This window comes from Luteimonas sp. RIT-PG2_3 (genome assembly GCF_054902115.1).
On record NZ_JBUBPF010000003.1, the window covers coordinates 107,351 to 131,417 of the forward strand.

At 67.2% G+C, this 24,067-nt stretch carries 16 protein-coding genes; 4 read left to right on the forward strand and 12 right to left on the reverse strand.

The annotated features are described in order from the left end of the window. Positions 1-19 precede the first annotated feature (19 nt). From ACYX7E_RS05440 to ACYX7E_RS05460, 5 genes are all read right to left on the reverse strand, one after another. On the reverse strand, positions 20-1,291 hold the full coding sequence (locus ACYX7E_RS05440) for a GNAT family N-acetyltransferase (RefSeq protein ID WP_462079556.1): 1,272 nt from the start codon (positions 1,289-1,291) through the stop codon (positions 20-22). Positions 1,292-1,304: 13 nt separating this feature from the next. Further along, positions 1,305-2,492 (reverse strand): glycosyltransferase, encoded by a 1,188-nt coding sequence (locus tag ACYX7E_RS05445; protein WP_462079557.1) that lies wholly within the window; start codon positions 2,490-2,492, stop codon positions 1,305-1,307. 263 nt (positions 2,493-2,755) lie between these two features. After that, positions 2,756-4,030, reverse strand: a complete 1,275-nt coding sequence (locus ACYX7E_RS05450) for an O-antigen ligase family protein (protein ID WP_462079558.1) — start codon at positions 4,028-4,030, stop codon at positions 2,756-2,758. A 123-nt stretch (positions 4,031-4,153) separates the two neighbouring features. Further along, positions 4,154-5,290 (reverse strand): glycosyltransferase family 2 protein, encoded by a 1,137-nt coding sequence (locus tag ACYX7E_RS05455; protein ID WP_462079559.1) that lies wholly within the window; start codon positions 5,288-5,290, stop codon positions 4,154-4,156. 31 nt (positions 5,291-5,321) lie between these two features. Beyond that, positions 5,322-6,824 carry an oligosaccharide flippase family protein gene (locus ACYX7E_RS05460; protein WP_462079560.1) on the reverse strand — a complete coding sequence of 501 codons (1,503 nt, stop codon included), beginning with the start codon at positions 6,822-6,824 and terminating at the stop codon, positions 5,322-5,324. Positions 6,825-7,429: 605 nt separating this feature from the next. On the opposite strand from ACYX7E_RS05460, the gene ACYX7E_RS05465 reads away from it, so the two are divergent. Next, positions 7,430-8,563 (forward strand): glycosyltransferase, encoded by a 1,134-nt coding sequence (locus ACYX7E_RS05465; RefSeq protein WP_462079561.1) that lies wholly within the window; start codon positions 7,430-7,432, stop codon positions 8,561-8,563. A gap of 154 nt (positions 8,564-8,717) precedes the next feature. Here ACYX7E_RS05465 and ACYX7E_RS05470 read toward each other — a convergent pair whose 3' ends face one another. The 3 genes from ACYX7E_RS05470 to ACYX7E_RS05480 form a co-directional block, all read right to left on the reverse strand. Next, on the reverse strand, positions 8,718-9,725 hold the full coding sequence (locus ACYX7E_RS05470; protein WP_462079562.1) for an NAD-dependent epimerase/dehydratase family protein: 1,008 nt from the start codon (positions 9,723-9,725) through the stop codon (positions 8,718-8,720). Next, complete coding sequence (locus ACYX7E_RS05475) at positions 9,722-10,795, reverse strand: Gfo/Idh/MocA family protein (protein ID WP_462079563.1); 1,074 nt, start codon at positions 10,793-10,795, stop codon at positions 9,722-9,724. The genes ACYX7E_RS05470 and ACYX7E_RS05475 overlap by 4 nt, the downstream gene beginning before the upstream one ends. Before the next feature lie 246 nt (positions 10,796-11,041). Then, positions 11,042-13,762 (reverse strand): right-handed parallel beta-helix repeat-containing protein, encoded by a 2,721-nt coding sequence (locus tag ACYX7E_RS05480; RefSeq protein ID WP_462079564.1) that lies wholly within the window; start codon positions 13,760-13,762, stop codon positions 11,042-11,044. Positions 13,763-14,231: 469 nt separating this feature from the next. On the opposite strand from ACYX7E_RS05480, the gene ACYX7E_RS05485 reads away from it, so the two are divergent. From ACYX7E_RS05485 to asnB, 3 genes are all read left to right on the forward strand, one after another. Further along, positions 14,232-15,233: a polysaccharide deacetylase family protein gene (locus ACYX7E_RS05485; protein WP_462079565.1), complete on the forward strand. Its 1,002-nt coding sequence runs from the start codon at positions 14,232-14,234 to the stop codon at positions 15,231-15,233. A gap of 106 nt (positions 15,234-15,339) precedes the next feature. Further along, complete coding sequence (locus ACYX7E_RS05490) at positions 15,340-16,260, forward strand: J domain-containing protein (protein WP_462079566.1); 921 nt, start codon at positions 15,340-15,342, stop codon at positions 16,258-16,260. A gap of 4 nt (positions 16,261-16,264) precedes the next feature. Further along, complete coding sequence (asnB, locus tag ACYX7E_RS05495) at positions 16,265-18,199, forward strand: asparagine synthase (glutamine-hydrolyzing) (protein WP_462079567.1); 1,935 nt, start codon at positions 16,265-16,267, stop codon at positions 18,197-18,199. 31 nt (positions 18,200-18,230) lie between these two features. Here asnB and ACYX7E_RS05500 read toward each other — a convergent pair whose 3' ends face one another. From ACYX7E_RS05500 to ACYX7E_RS05515, 4 genes are all read right to left on the reverse strand, one after another. Continuing rightward, the gene (locus ACYX7E_RS05500) at positions 18,231-19,463 is read right to left on the reverse strand and encodes a PQQ-dependent sugar dehydrogenase (protein ID WP_462079568.1); all 1,233 of its coding nucleotides are present in this window, start codon (positions 19,461-19,463) and stop codon (positions 18,231-18,233) included. Between the two features lie 384 nt (positions 19,464-19,847). Continuing rightward, positions 19,848-21,416: a class I adenylate-forming enzyme family protein gene (locus tag ACYX7E_RS05505; protein ID WP_462079569.1), complete on the reverse strand. Its 1,569-nt coding sequence runs from the start codon at positions 21,414-21,416 to the stop codon at positions 19,848-19,850. Further along, positions 21,416-21,676 carry an acyl carrier protein gene (locus ACYX7E_RS05510; protein ID WP_462079570.1) on the reverse strand — a complete coding sequence of 87 codons (261 nt, stop codon included), beginning with the start codon at positions 21,674-21,676 and terminating at the stop codon, positions 21,416-21,418. The genes ACYX7E_RS05505 and ACYX7E_RS05510 overlap by 1 nt, the downstream gene beginning before the upstream one ends. A gap of 157 nt (positions 21,677-21,833) precedes the next feature. Beyond that, complete coding sequence (locus tag ACYX7E_RS05515) at positions 21,834-23,234, reverse strand: TIGR03013 family XrtA/PEP-CTERM system glycosyltransferase (protein ID WP_462079571.1); 1,401 nt, start codon at positions 23,232-23,234, stop codon at positions 21,834-21,836. Between the last annotated feature and the right edge of the window lie 833 nt (positions 23,235-24,067).

Sequence of the window (24,067 nt, forward strand, 5' to 3'; positions counted from 1 at the left end):
GGCGCGGTTCCGCCTTCTGTTAGACCTGCTGCCCGCCCCCGGCGGAAGTGCCGCGTCCGGGCTTGGCGTCCGCATGCCGCAGGGCCTTGGCGCGCCCCTGGTCGACGACCGCCAGCAACGGCGGCGGCGGGCCACGACGCGCGACCTCGACGACCTGGCGTTCGAGCGCCAGGCGCCACGACGCAGGACTGATGCGGATGTTGTGCATCGGCCGCGCATGCGTGCTCATCATCCGCTTGTAACGGCTCTCGCCGGCCATGAAGTCGTAGGCGTGCATGCCGAGCGCGGCGTAATGCCGGATCGCCAGCAACTGCGCGAGGTAACCGGGACGATTCTCGGCGACCGCCAGTCCGTAATCGAATCCGCTGGAATAGAAATAGACGTGGTGGTTCCAGACCAGGTGGTACAGGTAGCCGACGATGTGCTCGCCCGCGGTGATCCGCATCAACTGGGTGAATCCAGCCGCAGTGCCTTCGCGCACGAGTTCGCGATGGAAGTCGCCGAAGAAGGGACTGGCGAACGAACCGCCCTCGCCCTTAGCCTGCCAGTAGCGCGTATGCAACTCGCGCAGGCCATCGAGCCACTGCAGCGCCTGTCCGGGATCGACGGCGACCTCGATCTCCAGCGCGCCCAGCTCGGCATACGCACGTTCGGTGCGGCGCAACCCCGCGCGCGTGCTCTTGCTGAGCGCCTTCAGGTAATCGCCACCCAGCGCCTGCACGTGATCGAAGTCCACATAGCACGACATGTCAGCGTGCAGGTCGTAGGCGCTGAGGCCGTCCGGCAGGGCATCGCTGATCCAGTGGCCGTGGATCGAACCGCTGGCATGCAGGGCACGCAACGACGGAAAGCGCGCATTGACCAGCTCGAGCAGCGCGGCATAGGCCCGCGTCTCCTGGCCGGGCCGCACCAGCAGGCCCGCGTACTCGATGGTGATCTCGTCGAGTTCGGGATCGCCGGTCTCCTGCAGGTGCAGCGAGCAATTGCCGAACATCCGCTTGACCCCGGTCTCGGCGACTTCGACCAGCAGGCCGAATGCCACCACGCCACCGGCATCGCGGGCGCTGAACAACCAGGGCTGCACCTGCGACGGCAGCATGCGCAGCCAGGCCGATACCCAATGCCAACTCAGGAACGGGCTGCCGTCGGCGACCGCCTCGAGCCGGCGCCAGTCGTGCGCGAGCGCATCGACAGCATCGATCCGCTCCAGCGCGACCTGCAGCGGCAGGCCGGCCTGCATCAGCTCGACCTCCCTCGCGGCCGCGAACGCATGGGTGCCATCCCCCGTCATCGAATGCCCTTCTTCAAACCTGTCCCGCCCGCCGCGTATCCCCGGCGTCCTCCAGCACGCTGCGGCAAACCGCCAGCGTATCGACGGCGACCTCGTGCCAGCCGCGGCGCATCGCCGAAGCCATCGCCTGGTGATCCCAGGCCCTCGACATCGCGTCCGACAAGGCCTGCGTCAGGGCATCGACATCCTTCGGCGCGACCATGATGCCGTTGTCGGCGTTGATGATCTCGCGCGTACCGCCGACGTCGGTGGCCACCACCGGGCAGCCGCAGGCAATGCCTTCGACGACGACGTTGGGATAGCCTTCCGACCAGCTCGGCAGCGTCAGCACGTCGGAGGCGCAGATCCATTCGGCGACCTCCGAGGGCTCCATGCCGCCCGGCATCAGCACGCGCCCGGACAGCCCGCTGTCCTGCACCAGCGTCGCCAGTTCCTGGCGCATGACGCCATCGCCGACCAGCGCCAGGTGTAGCGAGGCGTCCTCTGCCGCCAGGCGCTGGAAGGCGACCAGCAGTTCGCGCATGCCCTTGGTTTCGACCAACCGGCCGACATAGACGATGACCTTGGCCTGCGCGGGCACGCCCAGCTTCTGGCGCATCTGCGCCTGGTCGCGCGGGTGGAAGATCCCGGTATCGATGCCGTTGACGATCGCGTGCACCTTTCCGGCAGGCACGCCATAGTCGGCGATCGTCGCAGCGCGCATCGCATGGCTGACGGTCAGCACGGTATCGGCGGCGGCCAGCGTCCTGCGCGTCATGACCTTGTTGATGCCCGAGCGCACATGGATATCCGACCCGCGTGCGCCGACGATGCAGGGTACGCCGACGCGCGCGGCCGCGCGTACCGCCGCGTAACCGTCCGGATAGATCCAGTACGCCAGCACCAGGTCGGGCGCGAACGCGCGCAACCGGGGCGTCAATGTCCAACTGCCGACGATGCCGTTGGTACCCCGCGACAGGCCCGGGAAGCCGGGATAGGTGTAGGCCTCCATGTCGATGCCGTCGAGGCTGTAATCGGCGCCGACCTCACCCTGCAGGAAGCTGCGCGGTGCCAGGCCAGGCAGACGTGGATAGCGCACCTGCGGAAAGAACACCTTGACCGTGGCCATCGTGCTCAGCGCACGCGCGGTCTCATGAATGTAGCGGCCGCGTGCCTGGTCATGCGGCACGGGCAGGATCGGGGTCACCAGGGCGATACGCATGACATGTCTCGTTCTAGAACCTCGGTGAACACGGGCGTGATGGACGCTTGCTGCGATTGAAGCATGTGGTGGGCGGGATCGAATCTGCCGGAGCAAAGTGGTTGAAGCAGCGTGATTGGAGCAAAGTCATTGGAACAGAGCGATTGGAGCAGAGCGGCTGGATCAAGGCCAGTGGATGGCAGCTGTTAAATCACACGACTGCAGCGTTTCGGCGCCCCGCAACCGTTCCAGCCCCCCCCGTTCCAGCCCCTGCACACAGCCCCTCAGCCCATCGCCAGCAGCAATCGCACCACCGCATACAGGCCAACGACGGCAATCGCCGAATAGATCGGCCAGCGCACCAGGTCCTTGCTGAGCCGGAAGGGTTCGATCTCCGGGAAACGGTCACGGACGATGCTGAAATGCGCCACCACGATCGCCGCCACCAGGTACAGCAGGATGATGTAGCTGCGACTCAGGAAGAACGCCGTCGCGAAGAATCCCGATAGCGAGATCATCAGCACCTGGGCGATGGCCCGCGCCTGCCGCCACTCTTCGGCATGCTCGTCGTCGACCAGTTCCGGCTCGTGGCGCAGGATGCGGTACATCATCATGAAGCCGTAGCCCACGAACGCGATCCAGATCGTAAAACCGATGATGCCGTTCTCGGCCAGCACCAGGATCAGCGAGTTGTGCGCGGTCAGGTGGTGGTACTCGGTGAAGCGATGCGTGCCCACGCCCAGCACCGGGTTGGCGATGAACATCTGGAAGCCTTCATACCAGGCATCGACGCGACCGGCCGCCGACGATTCCTGCACGTCCAGCTCGTTGAGTCGCGAAGGCAGCATCTTCAACACCACTAGTGCGCCCGCACCGAGGACACCTGCGATCACCGCGCCGCGCCGCAGCCAGATGTAGACACCGGCCATCGTCACCACCGCCAGCATGCCGCCGCGCGAATTGGTCAGGAAGATGCCGTACAGCAGCGCCGCGCAGGCCGCCAGCCAGAACACCCTGCGCAATCCGAGCATGCCGCCGCGACTGCTCAGGTAGACCGCCATCGGCACGCTGAGCACGAACAGCATGCCCAGGTCGTTGGGATCGCTGAAGATGCCCAGGTACTGGATGCGTCCGTCCTCGACGGTCGTCATGCCGGTCCAGCCAACCCCCAGCGCGGCCTGTTCGATGCCGTGCACCGCCAGCAACACCGCGCAGGCCACGAACACCGTCATCAGGATTTCCATCCGCCGCGGCGTATCGACCGCATTGGCCAGCAGCAGGAACGCGATGACGGTGGGATAGAAGTTCAGGAACTGCAGCGCAGCACCGCCGGACCAGCCACTGGCCAGCATCGACAAGCAGGTCACCAGCAGGAACAGCACCAGCAACAGGTATTGCGGCGCGTCGAAGCGCTTGTTGCGCGACAGCAGCCACACACCGAATGCCGCCATCAGCGTCAACGACAGGATCGGCACGCCGAAGCCGGTCATCGCCGGGTATTCCTGCGGGCGCACCAGCACCAGGAACAGGTAGAAGACGGTCAGCAGGTACAAAAGCATGCAAGGCGCCTCAAAGACGGGGACTGCGGCGACCGCGCGAAGAACGGCGCGGACGCGGTGCGGCCTGGACACCAGGCGATGATCGCACGACCGCGTGTCGTGCCCCGCAGCCAGCCAGGCGACTCACCACAGGTGCAGTCCCGGATTGCGCAGATACGCCAGCAGCGCACGGGCGGCGTAGAGGTTCATGTGCCAGAACGCCAGCAGCAGGCGCACCGGTTTCAGCGCGGCGACCGCGGGCACAGACGTGGCCACCAGCACCAGCAGCACCGCAGCGATCGCCGCGACCAGGCAGGCCAGGTAGAACGGGTGCCGTGGCGCCAGCAGGACCGTGGCCAGCAGCAGCGTGCACAGCAGCCACGGCACCGCCAACCGCAGCAGCTTGTGGCTGACGAAACGCGCCCACAGCGGGTTGGCGAATGGATCGATCAGCCACGGCGCCAGCGCCAGCAACTGGTAGTTGCCGGCCAGCGTGCGAACCTTACGGACACCCTCCCGGGTGGAGTCGGTCGACGCCCGGTCCCAGGCGATCGCAGCGGGTTCGAACAACACCCGGCTGCCGGCCTTGACCACCTGCATCGGCACCAGCACGTCGTCGAGCACGGTGCCCGGCGGCAGCGGACGGTACAACGCGCGTCGCATGGCATAGCAGGCGCCGGTCACGCCGACCACCGAGCCGCTCCGGCTTTCGGCCAACCGGATCATCTTCTCGTAGCGCCAATAAGCGTCCACGCTGGCGGCAAAGCCACTGTCGGCATCCTCGAACAGCAACTCGCCACTGACCGCGCCGACCGCGGGATCGGACAGGTTTGCGACCAGTGCGCGCAGCACGCCCGGCTCCAGCCGCTGGCGCACGTCGACCATCAGCAGCAGCTCGCCTTCGGCCAGCGCCACCGCATCGTCCAGGCACTGGCTCTTGCCACGACGCTGCGGTGAGTCGATGACCCGGACCCCGGGCAGGCCTGCGTCGGCGATCACCTGCGCGGTGCCATCGCTGCAACCGTCGCAGACCACGATGATGTCCAGCAGGCCCGTGGGATACGCCAGCGCACGCAGGTTGTGCAGCTTCTGCAACGCCTGCTCCCGGGCGTTGTAGACCGACATGATCGCGGTGACGGTCGGCAGGTAGTCACGCACGACCACCGGACGTGGACGCAGTTTTGCCAGCAGGCGCACCCACAGCGGATAACCGGCGAAGGCGTGCACCACCAACGCGGCACTGAGCCAGAACACCAGCGTCCAGATCGTCGTCATCGTCATCGCAGCCCCCTGCTGCCCACCCGCACCGGCATCATGCGTCCGCCGGCAGCCGCATCGCCCAGCGATGCATGCGCGCGCGCAGGCCGGCCGGGATGGCGGGGTAACGCTCCAGGAAATCCAGCACGTGCAGCACGTCCTGCGCACGCCAGGCCTTCAGCAGCACGGTACAGCCGACGAACACGATGCCGTAGACCACGGCGGCCACCAGGCCGATCCAGCGGCGCTCAGTGGACATCATCAGCGCAATCGCCGGCAGCGCGGCGATGATGCCGGACAGGTACTGCAGCCCCAGTTCGCGCCACGGCAGTTTCAGGTGCAGCATGCGCATCGCGAAGATCGTCAACGCGACCGACACGATGATCCGCGAGGCCGCATGCGCGACCACCGCGCCCATCAGGCCATAGGTCGGGATCAGCGCGATCGCGAACAGGGCCGCGACGCCGACCGAGATCACCGTGAACATCACCCGCAGGCGCTGGTTGTCGGTCGTCGACAGCAGCGCATTGAACGCGCCCTCGACCAGCATCAGGCCGCCGACCAGGATCATGATGCGCAGCACCGGCACCACCGGCTGGTAGTCCCCGCCATACATCAGCCAGACCGCGAACTCGGCGACCGCGACGCCGCCACCGGCCAGTAGCAGGCCCAGGAACTGGAAGTAGCGCAGCGAGCTGGCCATGATCGCATTGGCGCGCTCGGTACCGCCGGCACCGAAGGCGTGCGACATCGCCGGCATCACCACCGCAGCCAGGCCGGACGACAGCAGGTCGATGCCGCCCTTGGTCAGCGAGCCGGCGATCGCGAAGTAGCCGACCGCAGCCGAACCGACCAGTGCGTTGAGCATCCAGGTCTCGATCGACTTGTTGCTGATCGCATAGGTCAAGGTCAGCACCACCGTCCATGCCAGGTGACGCCCCACGCGCTGCTTGAGTGCCGGTTCCGGCGCTTGCGACGACGGCCGGAAGCCGCCACGCCACAACATGTAGCGCGACAGCAGCGCGTAGCCTGCGCCGACCGTCGCGAACAGCACGAGATAGGCCTCCAGCGGAGCCTCCAGCTGGAACAGGATCGCCACCGCGATGATGTTCAGGAAACTGATCACCACGGTGGATTTGGCCTCGACGCCGAAGCTGCCATGCCCCTTGGCGATCGACACGTCGAACAGGAACAGAGCCTTGGCGACGCTGGCCACCAGCACCACCGCGACGAAGAACCCCAGGTGCCCCTCCCAGCCCGCGGGCAGGAAGAACGGGATCGCGCAGACGAACAACGCCGAGACCAGCAGCAGGCACAGGTACTGCCGTCGCCGCAGCCAGCCATGGATGTCGTTGGCCGATTCGACCGAGGCACGGCCCAGGCTTTCGGACACGAACCGGATCGCGGTCGTGGTCAGGCCGTTGTTGCCGAACGCGATCAGCAGGCCGGCCAGCCAGACCACATAGGAATAGCGGCCGAAGTCGTCCGGGCCGAGGCTGCGTGCGACCAGCACGCTGGTCACCAGCCCCAGCGCATAGGTCACATAGGTCGACCCCATGACCATCATCGCCGCCCGGATGGCAGACGCTCCAGTGAACGATTGCGTCATCTCTGCGGCTCAGTACGGAGGGCGGGTATCGATACCCGTGTGGGCAGGCGGCAGCATCCGCCCGGCGGTGGCCGGCGGGCGAAAGACCATTGTCAGTGCGTCCGTCACCTGAACCCACTCCCCACCAACCAGCTCCCCATCCCACGTTCTCCTGTCGACCCGTCGTCCTGACGGACCAGCTTATGCCAAAGGTTTGACCCGCCGCCCGCGACCGATCGATCGGTCGGCATGCCAGCAGGCCACACGCAAGGACCCCGCGGCAGCGCCCGAAGGTCGCCACCGATGTCCTGCTGCTGATCCCGATAACGTTCAAATCGGGGAACAGCGGCCAAGCCCGGCTGCAGGTCCGCTCATGTCCGGCGCCAGGTACCTGCAAGCCGCGCGGGTGCTCCGTCGGTGCAAGGCAATCCACCAAAGCGATGAGCGACGCCCGCTGCGTGCCCAACGCGGGCGCCCGCAGGCCGTCACGTCGCGACGGGCCATCGGCCGCCGGCGCGCTCTGCAATACTTCCCCGGCATCCGCACGGCCTCCCCTTCTTCGACCAAGACTCCCGATGGCATCCGAACACCCCCTGAGCATCGTCCATGTCGTCGACACCCTGGAGACCGGCGGGCTCGAGCGCGTGGTCACCGACACCGCGATCGCGCAGCTCGCCCATGGCCATCGCGTGTTCGTGTTCAGCATCTGCGCCACGGATGGCTTCCGGCAGACGCTGGAAGCCGCCGGCGTACCGGTCATCGTCGGCAACAAGCAGGGCGCGCTGGACCTGAAGGTCATGCGCGCGCTGCGCCGCCTGGTCGTCGACCAGCACATCGACGTCGTGCATACCCACAACTTCGTGCCCAACTATTACGCCGCCGCGGCCCTGCTGCTGGTGCGACCGGCCCCGGCGCTGGTCAACACCTGCCACAACATGGGCACGCGGCTGGCCAACCGGCGTCTGCGTTGGCTGTATCGCGGGTCGCTGGCGCGCACCGCGAAGGTCGCCCTGGTGGGACGCCAGGTCCACGACCACCTGGTCGGCAGCGGCATGATTGCCGCGTCGAAGGCCGTGACCGTGCGCAACGGCATCCCGGTCGAGCGCTTCGCCGACGACGGCACGCGGCGCGCACGTGCGCGCACGCTGCTGGGTATCGCCGACGACGAATGCGTCGTCGGCTGTGTCGGTCGCCTGGTCGCGCTGAAGAACCATCGCCTGCTGCTGTCACGGCTGCCCTCGCTGCTGCAGCGCCATCCACGCCTCAAGGCCGTGCTGATCGGTGACGGTCCGCTGGATGCCGAGCTGCGCGCACTGGCCACCGCGCTGAACCTGGGCGACCGCGCACTGTTCACCGGCGCGCGCGCCGATGTCGCCGACCTGCTGTCGGCACTCGATGTCTTCGTGCTGCCCTCGCGCACCGAGGGCCTGTCCATCGCGCTGCTGGAAGCCTGCGCGACCGGGCTCGCGGTCGTGGCCACCGATGTTGGCGGCAACCCCGAGATCATCCGCGACGGCGACACCGGCCTGCTGTTCGCCTCCGAAGACGGCGCACAGCTTGAAGTGCACCTGGACACGCTGCTGGCAGATCCCGCGCTGCGCGCGCGACTGGGACACGCCGCGCGCGACGAAGTCGAGCGCCACGCGTCGATCCAGGCGATGCGCGCGCAGTACGACGCCGTCTACGCGGCGGCGCGCGGGCACGCGTAGGCCGCGGACGCGCCTGCCCGCGCGGGCCACGCCAGGCCCGCCACGTCAGGCCAACCCCGACCAAGTCTGTTCACCAGGCCGGGCCAGGCGGTTCACCCTGCGATGCGGCCCCGGTCACAGGGACACGGGTTCGCGACGACCCCGGCACGTTTGCTTACTGCGGGTTTTCGCGCCAGAAGCGGAACGAACGCTCCATGCCTTCGGCCGTGCTGACCGCCGGCGTCCAGCCCAGCGATTTCAGCGCGGCATTCGAATAGCGCAGCGGGCGGTACATCGAACGCACAATGTATGGCGTGAACACCGCCGGCAGCTGGCCCTTGGATGCCTTGTGGTACTTCAGCAGCATCGACGACCCCAGCAGGAACGCCCAGTACGGCACCGGCAGCGTACGCAGCGGCTCCACCTTGCGGCGGTAGTCGCGCAGGTAGCCCCGGCAGCTCGGCAGGTCGTCGTCGACCACGTTGTAGCGGCCGCCATCGGGCGCCTTCAGGGCCGCCAGCGCGATCGCATCGGCGCAATTGTCGACATAGGTCAGCGGCAAGGCCGCCGAGCCGCCCAGCGAGAAGAACACGCCCATCGCGCGCAACCCGATCCGGTTCGACAAGCGCCCGCCGGCCGGCCCATAGATCACGCCCGGGCGCAGTACCACCGACTCGAAGCCGAACCGCTGACGGTACTCCTCGAACAGGTGTTCCTGGCGGGTCTTGGCATAGGCGTAGGCGCCCTTCTCGATGCCGGTGGCCTCGATCGGCACCTGTTCGTCATGCCGCGCGCCGCGCGCCAGTTGCTCGGTGCGATAGACCGAGAACGAACTGACCAGCACGATCCTGCGCACACCCGCGGCGCCAGCGGCATCGAGCAGGTTGCGGGTCCCGACCACGGTGTTGGCGAACATGTCCGCTGCCGAGCCGCGCATGCCGGCAGCCGCGTGCACCAGGCAATCGATGCCCTCGACCAGCGCGGGCAGGCGCGTCCGCGACAGCAGGTTGGCGCCCCGCGCCTCGATCCTAGCCTGCGGGAAACGCCCGCGCAGTTCTTCGAGCAGACGCTCCGGCGCGCGGTCGCGAAAATGCAGGCAGACATCGTCGGCACCCGCCTCGAGCAGGCTGACCACGATCCGTCGGCCGAGGAATCCACCGGCTCCCGTTACCAGCACCCTCATGCCGGCCGCCTCGTCTGTTCCACAATCATGTCGATCATCCTGCATACGCGAAGCACATGCGCAGGTGCGACGGGATCCTCGTCCCGGCCTTCGATGGCGCCGTAGAAGCGCGCCAACAGCACCCGCATGCACTGGAAATAATGCGATTTCGCACGTCCGAAATCGGCGACGTTGCGCCAGCCGTTGCGGCAGTACTGCCGCGTCTGCACGAACGGCGGGAACAGCCGTCCGATCGCGCTGGGCTGGGTTTGGCGCGCACTGCGCACCAGGGTCCGGGCCGCGTAGTCGAGTTCGACCGAATCGGCCGTTCCGAACACCCGCAGCGTATGCGCGACCGGCTTGGCGTGCGCACTGACCGATCCCGATGCGGTGACGCCATTGGCGCCCTTGACGATGAAACGCAGCTCGTCGGACATCGCATCGAGCACCGGGTTGCCGCTGTCGGGCCGCAGCCGGAACGCGGTCGCCTGCAGCGTGAAGTCGTCGCCGACATGCGGCGCCACCTTGGCCAGCACGTGGTCGAGCACGTTGTGGAAGAGTTTGCCCGGCAAACGGTGCACCCAGTGCTCGGGATCGCTGAGCACGGCCACGCCGTAGTCACCGGCCAGGTTGTAGCCGTAGTTGCTTTCCAGATGCACGACGCGGCCGATGCGGCCATCGTCCAGCAGCTGCTGCAGCTCCAGCGCCGGCGTCTCGAAGTTGTACAGGTAATTGACGCTGACGCGCTTGCCCGCGCGTGCTGCTGCATCCAGGATCACCGCCGCATCGGCGGCTGTCAGCGCGAAGGGCTTCTCGACGAAGACATGGCAGCCGTGCTCCAGCGCCATCGTCGCCAGCGCGACATGCGAGTCCGGCGGCGTCGCGATGTGCACCACGTCCGGGCGCACGCGCTGCAGCATCTCCAGCGCATCGGTATGGATGCCCGGCACCGACCAGCGCTGTGCCAGCTGCTCGGCCATCAGCGGCTCGCGATCACAGACCGCGACCACGTCGCCGCAGCCGATGGCACGGATCTGTTCGATGTGGCTGTCGGCAATCTTGCCGCAACCGATCACGGCGATCTTCAGCATGCCGGTCCCCGCGCGGCCTGCGCGGCGCGCGCCAATGGTGGCTGCAGGGTGCAGCCGTCGATATCCCGCGCTGTCCGGTATTGCCGGTGGGCGCTGTTCATTGCAGATGACATGTTTGTGTTTCCAACGTCGGTATAGAGGTGGCGGCGGCCACGCAGGCGACCCGCATGGGTACCGGGCAGCCTGCAGCGCAGTGCGGGACGATCGCTGCGGGAGGACCCGCAAGCAATGGCCCGCGCGCGACGATCAGTGGGCAGCATCAGCTGCGGGAGCGCGGTACAGCGGCCTCGGGATCACGAAATCGCGGTACTGCCCCGGGTCGCCGTCGACGCCGGCTTCGGCGGCCTTGATGATGTTGTAGGTCTCGCGCGCACTGACGTAGTGCAGCTTCCAGTCCTTGCCGTCGTTGTAGCGCGACTCCAGGTAACGGTACGCCTGGTCCATCGACTTGCCCAGCAAGGTGTCCATGTCGCAGTCCTCGGCGCCATGGGTGTGGATCTTGACGAAGATCCACTCCGGCCGGCCCTCGACGTGGATGCCGGTCTCGACCCAGGCATCGATGCGGTCGGGACTGGGCGGCGCGACCGCACGGATGTCTGAATTCTCGATGCGCGGGATGATGCCGAACTTGCGGCTGTTCCAGCGGAAGCCCAGCGGCCCCTGGATGATCATCAGGTCGGCTTCGGTCGCCGCGGCGTCGTGCTGGCCGCCGACACGGACGCGCTCGCCCTTGTCGTGCGACTTGCCGCGATGCGGGTCGTCCTTGGCGTAATAGATGCGGTTGACGGTGCTGGTCTGGCACGGATCGGGTGCGGCCGGCAGCGTGAAATCGGCGTAGCAACCCTCCTCGCGCAGCACGATCAGCTCATTGTCGACGCCGCAATGGCGGCCGCTGGGATGGCAGTTGTCGAGCGCCCAGTTGCCATGAATGAAGGTCCAGCGCGGTTGCCCGGTCTGCGGATCGCGCGGCAGCGCATCATGGCGGCTGGCCAGCAGTTCGGTGAAGCGCGACAGCTTCTCGCGCAGCCCGGCTTCGGTATCGCCGTCATGGTGCAGGTGGATCTCGATCTCGCCCAACCCCATCCGGCACAGGTCGACCAGCGAATCCAGGTGCTCGGGCCGGTATTCCTCTTCGGGATAGAAGAACGAATGCACCGGCGGTCGACCGTCGGCGTCGCGATGCGGGGCGCACAGCGTCGGCAGGTCACGCCGCCAGCGCGCGACGCGCTCGCATTCCTTGGCATAGTCGGGCTTGCCCCAGGCAGGCTCGTAATGATCGACGAAGCAGAACATCAGGTGGCGCGTGGTGCCCTGCGGTACCGGCGCCTTCCAGCCGCCGCGCAGGTAGCCCATCAGCCAGCCCATGACATTGCGCTTGCGGACCAGGTGTAGCGCCACCGCCAGTCCGATCAGCAGGACGACGACGGCCACGGCCAGGAGAATCCAGGGCAACAGGGTCATTGGATCGGGTACCAGTTTGACGAATAGGGAGACATTGTCCGGGGTTGTACCCAACATGGGTACCTGTTCGTCCCGGGGGGCAACGGAGGGCTGCGGCGCGGCGGCATCGACCGCGGCGGGCTCGCCATTGCTCTGGAACGCGCCGAGGTCGTAAGGCGGCGCCCGCGTATGGCGCTGGATGTCGTCGGTCACCTCCGGCAACGGCGTGCCCGCGCCAAGGGCCGGACTGCCGGCGACCGGGCGCCCGTCCGCATCCAGGTCGAACCGGGCATCGATGCTGTTGGCATCGCCATGGCTGGCACGCTGCCAGCCTGCCAGGCTGGTCGACAGGCCCGGTGCCGAGGCCGGACGCTGGTCGTTGAAGCGGCACAGTCCGCTGCTGTTGCCGTAGCCGTTCCAGTCCAGGCCGGCAGCGCCATCGAGCGCCGACATGCCGCCCAGCTCATGCGACCAGCGGATGTCCACGCAACGGCCGTTGTTCTGCATCACCAGGTTGTTGACGATCCTGGGATTGACGCTGGCCGGCCGGCCCGCGGACTCGTCCCAGTCCTGGAATGTCAGCCCGAAATAGATCGCGGCATGGCCCTTGCGCGCGGCATTGACGATGGTGTTGTTGACCACCAGCGCGTCCTTGGCCGCGAACAGGCCGATGCCGGCATACCCGGTGTTGCGCACCACGTTGTTGCGGATGATGCCGCGCACCGACTCGTAGTAGCCGGGATTGGCGACCAGGTCGAAGAACTCGGGACTGGTGTCGAAACCGGCCAGGATGCCGGCATCGCCGGTGTTCTCGATGCGGTTGCGCTGGATCACCACATCCGTCGCGCCGCCCTTGAAGTACAGGCCGGTGGTGGCGATATCGTGGATGTAGCTGTCCTCGACGACCATGCCATCGCCATTGACGTTGTCGATGCCGTCGGCGTTCTTGCGATCGTGCGGCGTGCCCGGCGGATAGGCCTGCCCGGTGTTGTGGATCTCGCTGCGCCGGATCGTGATCCGCCTGGACCTGGGCGTGATCTTGATGCCGTCGCGTCCGGTGTGGTGGATCAGCAGGTCCTCGAGCACGATGTCGGACGCGCCGGTGTCACTGTCCGGCCCGCCCTGGTACCAGTCGGTCTGCATCATCACGCCGTAGTACTGGCCGCCGCTGATCTCCAGGTTCGACAGGCGGCTGCCCGACGCCCCCGGATCGATCTGCACGACCACGCTGTCCTTGGTGCGGATCGGGCACTGGATGTGCGCGCGCTCGCCGGGATAGGAGCGCAGCGTCAACGGCACGCGCAGGCGGACATCGCATTCGGGATAGGTGTTGTTACCGGCCGGCCCGCGCAGGGTGATCGTGTCGCCGCGTCGGGCGACCCCGGTCGAGGTATTGATGACGCGCATGATGCTGCGGAACGGGCGGGCCTCCGAGCCGTTGCCGCGCGCGTCGTCGCCGGTCGGCGAGACGAACCACTCCGCCGCCACCGCCGGCAACGACAGTGCCGCCAGGGCGAGCAGCGCCATCCCGCCCAGGGCATGCCTCAGCGGGGCGCGCCTGCTGAAGGCAGACCCGATCGAGGCTGGCCCGATCGGGGCCGACCTCGTCAGGAGCAGGCAGAACGTCTGTATCGGGCCGCGGTGCATGCAATTCCCTGGGATGCGTGGCCGATCCCGTCGCCGCATTGGCCGGATCGTTCCATGAAAAACGTCATTGGGGGAGAGAGCAGGACAATCCGGCTGAGCCCGAGGTTGAGTTTCAGGAATCGATTGGGTTTACTACATGGCTGGGGATGTGGGGAATTGCAGCAAACGGTCGGATGCCCTTCAGGCGTCCTCGCGGAGACGTCGGGAGCGCGCGCAGGATGGCGAGCTGTGCCCGGCGCCGATGGCCAGCCTGCAGTCACGCATGTTGTTGTCTACGGGTAGTGCCATACCACGGCACCTGCCTGCCGGCGCCGCGAAGGCGGGGCCATGGCGGCCGAGGGAGGTTCGCATGAAGAGAGACCTGGCGGCAAAGGTTCTGGCCTCCACCGGTCTGCGCGACCTGCTGGCCTTCTTCCAGCGCCCGCACGGCGTGCTGATCCTCAATTACCACCGCATCGGCGATGGCAGCCAGTCGCCATACGACCGCGAGCTGTGGAGCGCCAGCGCATCGGCCTTCGACGAGCAGGTCGCGTTCCTGGCGCGGCATTGCGATGTGATCTCGCCGGCCGACCTCGACCACGCGTTGGCCAAGCCGCGCGGCCGCCACGTCATGATCACCTTCGACGACGGCTATCGCGACAACTACGAACTCGCGTTTCCCGTCCTGCGTGCCCACAAGGTGCCGGCCACGTTCTTCGTCACCACCGGCTTCATCGACAAACCCACGCTGCCGTGGTGGGATGAGATCGCGGCCCTGCTGCGCAACACGTCGGCCAGCGCGCTGACGATGGCGCCATGGTTCCGTACCCCGCTGCTGATCGAGCCGGGCGACCGCGCGCGCCCGATCCGGCAGACGCTCGAGTTCTACAAGACCCTGCCCGCGCATGACAACGCCGCGTTCCTGGCGCAGCTGCGCGCCGAGTCCCAGATCGCGGCCCCGTGCATCACTCGCGACCACTGGATGGACTGGGACATGATCCGCGAGATGCATGCCAACGGCATGACCATCGGCGGGCATACCGTGCACCATCCGGTGCTGGCACGGATGCCGCGCGAACAGCAACTGGCCGAAATCGCCGGATGCCGGGCCAGGATCAATGCCGAACTCGGCGCCGAGATGAGCTATTTCGCCTACCCGGTAGGTGGACGCGACGCCTTCAACGCCGATACCTGGGCCTGCCTGGAAGACCAGGGCGTGCGTCACGCATTCTCGTATTACGGCGGCTTCGCGACATGTGCCAGCACGAAGTACGACATGCCGCGCGTGGCCATCGAAACCTCGGTCGGCACCGACCTGTTCCGGGCGATGACACGCCTGCCCGGCGTGTTCTGCCGCCGCGCCTATACCTGACAACGATGGCAGGACCCCCGCCCAGATCCGGCTTCTCCGATCGCCGCCAGGGATCCTGGACGCGGGCGCGTACCCGCCGTGGCCGGCAGCTGGCAGGCGGCGCACGATGATCGACTTCATCCGCCTGTATCGCGAACTCGGCATCGCGCCCGATTGTTCGCTGGACACGTTCAAGCAGGCCTATCGTCGCCGCGTCGGCGAGCTGCATCCGGACCGCACCGACGACAACGCGAACGCCGTCAATACGCTGAAGGACCTGAACCTGTGCTACTCGGCTGCGCTGGATTTCCATCGCCAGCACGGCCGCCTGCCGGGCTCGCTGCCGCACGCGGCCACGACGGGCACAGCGGCGGGCAATGGCCGCGGAACAGGCACAAGCACGCCGACCGCTGACCTCAACCCCACAACCACGACGCAAGGGAGCGCGGCAGGCACGGCACAGTTCCGCTCTGCATCGAGGGCGTCAGCGTCATCTGGTTCAGCGTCAGCTGCATCGACACCCAGCGGCACCTCGTCGCCTCGCCGGCGCCGTCCACCGCCGCCTTCGCCGGCGGCGTCGGACCCGAAGTTCCTGCACTCGCGCAAGTTCTGGCTGGTCGCCGGCGTTCTGTTGCTGGCGGCCGTCTGGTATTTCAGCAACCTGCCCAGCGATGACGCCGACCGTCGCTACGAACAACGGCCACCCGCGGCCGGCGCGGATTCGGCGACGCCCTTGCATCTGGATGCCCTCGCGCTGGGCATGCCCGGTGGCGATGTCGCCCGCCTGCTCGGTGAACCGGTCGGGCGCGACGAAGACAGCGAACGCTGGATCTATGGGCCGTCGTGGGTCGAGTTCGAATGCGACCGCGTCGTCGACTGGTACAGCTCGCGCCTGAAACCGCTGCCGGTCGACGCCCCGCGTCCCGAGCACGCCCAGCCGGCGCCGCACGACAAGCGCCGGGGCGATCACTGCCCGCCGTCGCTGCTGCGCGAGGCCGGCGTGGTGCCGTCGCCGGCGCATCCCGCACTGCACACGCAAGGCTCCTGACCCGATGTGTGGCCTGGCCGGATTCCTGGGGACCGACGTTGCCGACGCGCAGGCGCAGGCATTGCTGGAACGGATGATCCATACCCTCGCCCACCGCGGGCCCGACGGCTATGGCTATCACGTCGCACCCGGTGTCGGCCTGGCCCATGCGCGGCTGTCGATCATCGACCTCAGCGGCGGCGCCCAGCCGATCCACAACCCGACGCAGACGGTGTGGACGGTCTTCAACGGCGAGATCTTCAATTACATCGAACTGCGTGCCGAGCTCGAGGCGCAGGGCCATCGCTTCTACACCCATTCCGACACCGAAGTGATCGTGCACCTGTACGACCGCTACGGCGATGCCTTCGTCGAGCACCTCAACGGCCAGTTCTCGATCGCGCTGTGGGACAGCACGCGTCGACGGATGGTGCTGGCACGCGACCGCGCCGGCATCCGCCCGATGTACTACACCCGCGCGCGCGGGGCGCTGTGGTTCGCCTCGGAAATGAAGGCACTGTTCGCCGCCGTGCCCGAGCGCGCGCAGCTCGATCCGCTCGGCATCGTGCAGGCCTTCAGCTACTGGGCGCCGCTCGACCCCGACACCGCCTACCAGGACGTACGCAGCCTGCCGCCGGGGCACACGCTGGCGATCGAGGCCGATGGCAGCGAGACGCTGACCCGCTACTGGGACTGGGTGTTCCCGGATGCCGCCGAGACGTCGCCGGCGCGCTTCGCGAGCATCGAGGACGCCGCGGCCGAACTGCGCGAACGCCTGATCGATGCGGTCCGCCTGCAGTTGCGCGCGGATGTCCCGGTCGGTGCGTATCTGAGCGGCGGACTGGATTCATCGGGCATCGTCGCGCTGATCCGCGGTTTCACCGAGACACCGGTGCGCACGTTCTCGGTCGCGTTCGACGAAGCCGAGTTCGACGAAAGCGAACACCAGATGGCGATGGTGCGCCACCTGGGGACGGAGCACACCACGCTGCGGGTCACGCCGCGCCAGATCGGCGAGGCGTTTCCGCGCCTGATCCGGCATACCGAGACGCCGGTGTTGCGCACCGCGGCGGTACCGCTGATGCTGCTGGCCGACACCGTGCGCGCACATGGCTACACGGTCGTGCTGACCGGCGAAGGGGCCGACGAACTGTTCGGCGGCTATGACCTGTTCAAGGAAGCCAAGATCCGCCGTTTCTGGGCGCGCCAACCGGATTCTGCCTGGCGTCCGAAACTGCTCGGCAAGCTCTACGGCTACCTCGAGCACTCGCCGGCCAGCAATCCCGCCTTCGCCGCCGCGTTCTTCGGCCAGGGCATGCAACATCTCGGCCGCCCGGTGTTCGCGCATGTGCCGCGCTGGACCACGTCGCAGCGTGCGCTGTCGTTCCTGTCGCCGGAACTGCGCGCGCGCGTGGGCGAATGGGACGCCCTGGCACTGGCCGAATCGCGCCTGCCCGAAGCGATCGGACGCTGGTCGCCGTTGGCGCGCGACCAGTACGTCGAGGCCAAGACCCTGCTCGCCGGTTACCTGCTGGCATCGCAGGGCGACCGTGTCGCGATGGCCGGATCGATCGAGGCCCGCTTCCCGTTCCTCGACCACACGCTGATCGAATTCGCCAACCGGCTGCCGCCTTCGTACAAGATCCGCGGCCTGACCGAGAAATTCCTGCTGCGCAAGGCGCTGGCCGACCTGCTGCCCGCCGACATCCTGCACCGGACCAAGCAACCCTATCGCGCACCCGACAGTCGCTGCTTCTTCGTCGACGGCGAACCACTGGACTATGTCGCCGAGCTGTTCGACCCGGCGCACCTGAAGGCCAGCGGCCTGTTCGATGCCGGCGCGGTCGGCCATCTGTATGCCAAGGCACGCGCCGGGCGCACCACGAGCTTTGCCGACAACCAGGCCTTCGTCGGCATCCTGTCGACGCTGCTGCTGCAACGCCAGCACGCCGGTCACTGACGCCGGCGCGGCGCAGGCCGCAGGGCGTCGGTCAGGCGGCCGGCTTCCCGGCGACTTCAACCGCAGGCAGGTCACGTGCAGGCGCTTCAACCGCAGGGCCTTCACCGGACGACATTGCAGCGGCCGGCTCCAGCCGCAACAGCCGGCCATTGGCGGCATCGTCGGTCAGCAGATAGAGGTATCCATCCGGGCCCATGCGCACGTCGCGGATGCGCTCGCCCAGATCGGTCAGCAAGCCTTCTTCATGGACGATGCGGTCGCCGTCCAGCTCCAGCCGGATCAACCGCTGTCCCGCCATCGCGCCGATGAACAGGTTGCCGCGCCATTGCGGAAACACCTCGCCGGTGTAGAACGCCATGCCGCTGAGCGCCGGCGAGACCTGCCAGTAGTGGTGCGGCGGCTGCGTGCCCGGCACATGCGTACCGATCGCCTCGGGCACTTTGTCGCCGGAGTACTCGCGGCCATGGGTGGCCAGCGGCCAACCGTAGTTCAGTCCGGCCTGCGCCAGGTTGATCTCGTCGCCGCCGAACGGCCCATGCTCATGCGTCCACACCTGCCCGCTCGTCGGGTGCATCGCCATGCCCTGGATGTTGCGATGGCCATAGGACCAGATCTCGGCGCGCACATCGGCACGCCCGACGAAGGGGTTGTCGTCGGGTATGCGACCGTCGGGATGCAGGCGCACGACCTTGCCCTGCAGATGGTCGAGCAACTGCGCCTTGCCGCTGTCGCGGTTGTCGCCGGCACTGACGAACAGGTAGCCACGGTCATCGAACGTCAGTCGCGAGCCGATATGCGAACTGTTGGACAACTTGGGCTCCTGGCGGAAGATCACCTCCAGCGTCCCCAGCCGATCCCCCTCCAGCCGCGCACGCGCGACCGCAGTGCCGCCCTTGTTGCCGCGCAAGTTCGATTCGCCATACGAGACATACACCAGGCGATCCTCGGCGAACTGCGGCGACACCGCGACGTCGAGCACGCCACTCTGGCCGCGCATGAACAACCGGGGCACCTCGTCGAGCAGGGTGGTGATCGTGCCATCGGCGGCGATGCGATGCAGCCGGCCGGGACGTTCGGTGACCAGCATCGCGCCATCGGGCAGGAAGGCCAGGCCCCAGGGATGCGACAGCCCGCCGAGCAGTTCGCGCACGACGACATCGCCGCGCTCGCTGGCCTGCGGACGCGCCGCTCCATCGGCCTGGAAGCGGAGTACGCGCTCGGCCGAAACGGCAGGGGCTTCGCTGCCGGGGCGGCAGGCGGCCATCAAACAGCAGGTGAGCGCAACGACGAACAGGACATCGCGCTTGCGGAGCGCGTGGCTGCGACCAGACCGGTCGTGATCGGAGCAGCCGTGTCCGGACGGGCTTGGAGCGGACGGCTTTGGAGCAGACTGGCTTGGAGCAGGCATGCGTGGGCTTCCGGCAATGGCGAACGCTGGCGTGCGCGTTACCGGCGACGATCATCGGGATCGTCCCACCGTATCGACAGCGGTCGCCGCAACGCCTGCTTCAGGACACGTCCAAACCCACGCAATCCGGTCAGCCCCGCCGGCGATGGCAGGCCACATGCGCGCCGTGCATGCGACGCCGCACATCGCCGCGGTCGTGCCCCGGCATTGTGCGGTCGCCTCGCCCTACTCCTTCGCGCCCTACTCGTCCTCGCCGGGCAACGTGCGCCCTTCGGCTTCGGCCTGCAGCACGCTGCGGCGGATCTTCCCGGTGCCAGTCTTGGGCAGGGCATCGCGGAACTCGACCTCACGCGGAATCATGAATTCCTCGAGATGGGTCTTGCAGTGCGCGATGATCGCACGCGCATCGAGGTCGTCGCGGTCGGTGACCAGGATTGCCTTCAGCGCATGCCCCAGGATCGGATCGGGCACGCCGACCAGCGCGGCTTCGCGGATGCCCGGCAACGCATACAGCACGTTCTCGACTTCCTTCGGGCTGACCTTCTCGCCGCGCGACTTCAGGATGTCGTCCTTGCGACCGACGAAATACAGCAGGCCTTCGTCATCCATGCGGAACAGGTCGCCGGTATGCAGCACCTTCTCCCACGGGTAACGGCCCGTGCGCAGCGTGCGCTCGGTCGCTTCGGGATTGTTCCAGTAGCCCTGCATGACATGGCCGCCACGCACGACCAGCTCGCCGGTCTGGCCGGCAGGCAGCGGCTTGCCATCGTCGCCGGCCACCCAGACCTCGGTACCCGGGATCGCGATGCCGACGCTGTCGGGCTTGCGCGTGAGCAGGTGCGGCGGCAGGTAGGTGCAGCGCTTGGACTCGGTCATGCCGTACATCGAAAACACGCGCGCGTTCGGGAACAGCTCCTGCAGCTTCAGGATGTGCGCCGGCGGCAACGCGGCCGCGGTATTGGTCAGGTAGCGGACCGTCTTCGCCCATTCGGGATTGAAGTTGCGCAGCTGCACGATCAGCGCGGCCATCGTCGGCACCAGCGGGAAGCCGGTGATCTTTTCCGACGCCAGGAGCGGCAGGATCTTCTGCGGGAATGCGAACGACTTCTCCAGCACCAGCGTCGCGCCCATCTTCACGCACATCAGCAACTGGTACAGGCCGTAGTCGAACGCCAGCGGCAGCACGCTGAGGACGATATCGTCGTCGCGCGATTCCAGGTACGTGGTGATCGAGGTCGCGGCATGCTCGATGTTCTTGTGCGTCATCATGACGCCCTTGGGATTGCCGGTGGATCCCGAGGTGTAGACCAGCATCGCAAGATCGATATCGATACCGATATCGGCGCGCGGACCGGCATTGGCCGGTGCCGCGGCGATGAAGGCCTCGTAGGACAGCGTGCCGGGTTGTGCCTCGGCCTGGTCCAGCACCACGATCCGGCGCACCGTCGGCGCCTGCGCCGCGGCGGCGAGCGCGACCGGCAGCAGGCTGGCCTGGGTCACCAGTACCGACGCATCGCAGTTGCCCAGCACGAAGGCCAGCTTGTCGGCCTTGGTCGTCGGGTTGATGACGCTGAACACGCCACCGGCACGCAGGGTGCCGAAGATGCCGACCGCGGTTTCGATGCGGTTGTCGAGAAACACGATGCAGCGTTCGCCGTTGGCGAAGCCGGCTTCGTGGACCAGCGCATCGGCGAAGCGGTCGACCGCCTGGTCGAGCTCGGCATAGCTGATGCGCGTGTCGCCCTGGATGATCGCCGCACGCGCCGCGAACCGCTGCGCGCTGTCGGCCAGATAGCGCTCGTAACGCATCAGTCCTCCGATGCGGCGAGTTTGCCGTCGACGTAGGCGGTCAGGCTGGCGATGCTGTCCAGGTTTTCCGGGACCACATCCTCGTCATCCACGGTGATGCCGAACTCCTGTTCGAGCCAGGTCACGACCGTCAGCACGCCGATCGAATCGATCACGCCGGTGTCGAGCAGGCTCTGCGTCGGGGCATAGTCGGCTTCGTCGCCGGCGGGCGGGAACGTGTCCAGGATGAAGGCGCTGATACGGCTTTGGGTGGTGTCCACACGGATTCCTGAGTACATGAGCTAAGACGGGGATTATATCGCCGCTACCCGCCACGCCCGGCCCCGGCTGGGCGGATGCCCACGGACCTGCTGTGTTGACGGAAACGGTGCGAATCGATGGTGGGCGCCGCCGCCGGCGACGGCAGCGCCCCTGCCCTCAACGGGCGCCACGCCGGAACAGCACCACCTCGACGGTCTGCAACAGGATCATCAGGTCGAAGATCAGGCCATGGTTCTTGACGTAGAACAGGTCGAACTTGAGCTTTTCCTGGGCATCCTTGACCGAGGCGCCGTACGGGTAGCGCAGCTGCGCCCACCCGGTCAGGCCCGGCTTCACCGAGTGGCGGACGTTGTAATAGCGCACTTCATCGTTGAGCTGCTGCACGAACTGGGGGCGTTCCGGACGCGGGCCGACGAAGCTCATGTCGCCCGACAACACGTTGAACAGCTGCGGCAGCTCGTCCAGGCGGGTCTGGCGGATGAACCGGCCGACGCGGGTCGTGCGGTCGTCGTTGGTCGTGGCCCAGCGCGCCACGCCATCCTTCTCGGCATCGACGCGCATGCTGCGGAACTTGGTCAGGTCGAAGTTGCGGCCACCCTCGCCGACCCGGGTCTGCCGATACAGGATCGGCCGGCCGGTCTCGGCCCAGATGCACAGGATCACGATCAACATGAACGGCCACGCCAGCAGCAGCAACAGCGAGGCCGCGGCCAGGTCGAAGAAGCGCTTGCTCAGCCGCCGCGGCAGCGAGTGGTCGAAGCCGCCCGAGAAGATCAGCGAGGACGGGTCCACGACCTCCAGCTTGATCAGTCCGGCTTCGCGCTCGAAGAAGCCCGGCAGGTCGACGACCGAGATCCCCTGCTGCACGCACAGCAGGATCTCGTCCATCGGCAATCCGCCGCGACGCTCGTCGGGGGCGATGACGACCTCATGCGCACCCAGCGATTCGACCAGGTCGAGCAGGTTGCCGCCGTCCTTGCGGCTCACCAGCATGCTGTCGGCCACGACGACGGGCTGGTTGTCGATGGGCACGAAACCCAGGACGGAGAACGACTTGCGGTCGCTGCGCCTGCGCAGGCGGCGGTTGATCAGGTCGGCATTGTTGCCGGCGCCATAGATCAGGATGCGCTTCTTGAACGCTTCGATACCCAGCACGCCATAGACGCCGAGCCGCAGCGTGCAGACCAGCACGAAGCCAAGCAGCAGGGCGATCAGCAGCACGCCGCGGCCGATGTAGCTCTGCGGGAACAGGTAGTAGATCACCAGCAGGCCGATGCCGCCGAAGATAAAGGCCAGGCCGACGCGCAGGGTGAAATCGATCTTGTTGTGGCGCACGTGCGGCTGGTAGAGGCCGAACGCGGCCATCGACGCGGTCACCGACAGGGCGACGAGGAACGAGCGGATCGGCGAGGTCTGCAGGAAGAAGCCGTGGTCACCCGGGTCCTGGATGTAGCGCAGCCAGACCGCGGCGGACACCGCCAGCGCCAGGATCATCAGTTCGACCAGCCACAGCAGGCGGACGGTGCGATTGGCACGGCTGGCGAAGGGACCGGTCATGCCTGGCCTCCCACGATGTCGCCATCGATCATGTCATGCGTGTCCCTGAGGGAAACCTGTCGCAACAGCCGGCATTGCCCTGCATCCGCAGCAAAAGCGTCCACGTTCACCACCATCCCCTGTCATTGCACGATCGCATTGTCGAAAGTGGCTGATCCAGCGCCATCGACAGTCGCGGTGACGATCCTCCGCGCTGCCTTCATCCGTAGCCTCTAGATACGTACTCGGAGCACCAGAGCGGCCAAGCCAAGCGACGCGCATGCGCCTGGGGAGGGTCGGTCGGCATCGTCGTGTTCGGAGCCGCCCCCACCCGAACAAGGATGGCTGCGCCGCTCGCCCGACCATTCATCTTTGACTTACCGCCCGTCTCCCCTGACCCGCCCTCCGCAATCCCCGGCCGAGGCGACGGGCTGATGTGGGATGGGTCGAGGTCTTCACTGGAGGAGCATGCGTCGAGCGCCTTCCGATGCCGAAATACCGACGCTCGCGGCAGTGGCGGGTCGGGCGGAGGCTGCGCCAAGCACGCCATGGACAGCGTGCGCTCGAGTCAGGGCAGGATACCCTGACCGAGGGAAAAGCAGCCGCAGCCCGACACGCTGCTGCAAATCCGGGTGCAACGAATCTGCTTTTGGGCTCTGTTTTTCTCGGGGTTGAGGGCAACGGCTTGGGTTCGTCGGCCTCGGAATCTGCATCGCCCCGTCCAGGGCTTGCTGCTCGGCCCGGTCAGCCCGTGCCGCTGTGCGGCCCGGTTCGGCCCGGCCCAGCACGGCGGGCGTTCGCATGGGCTGCGCGGCAGTGCCGCGAAAGCAGCCCCTGCTCACCCATGGCTGGCT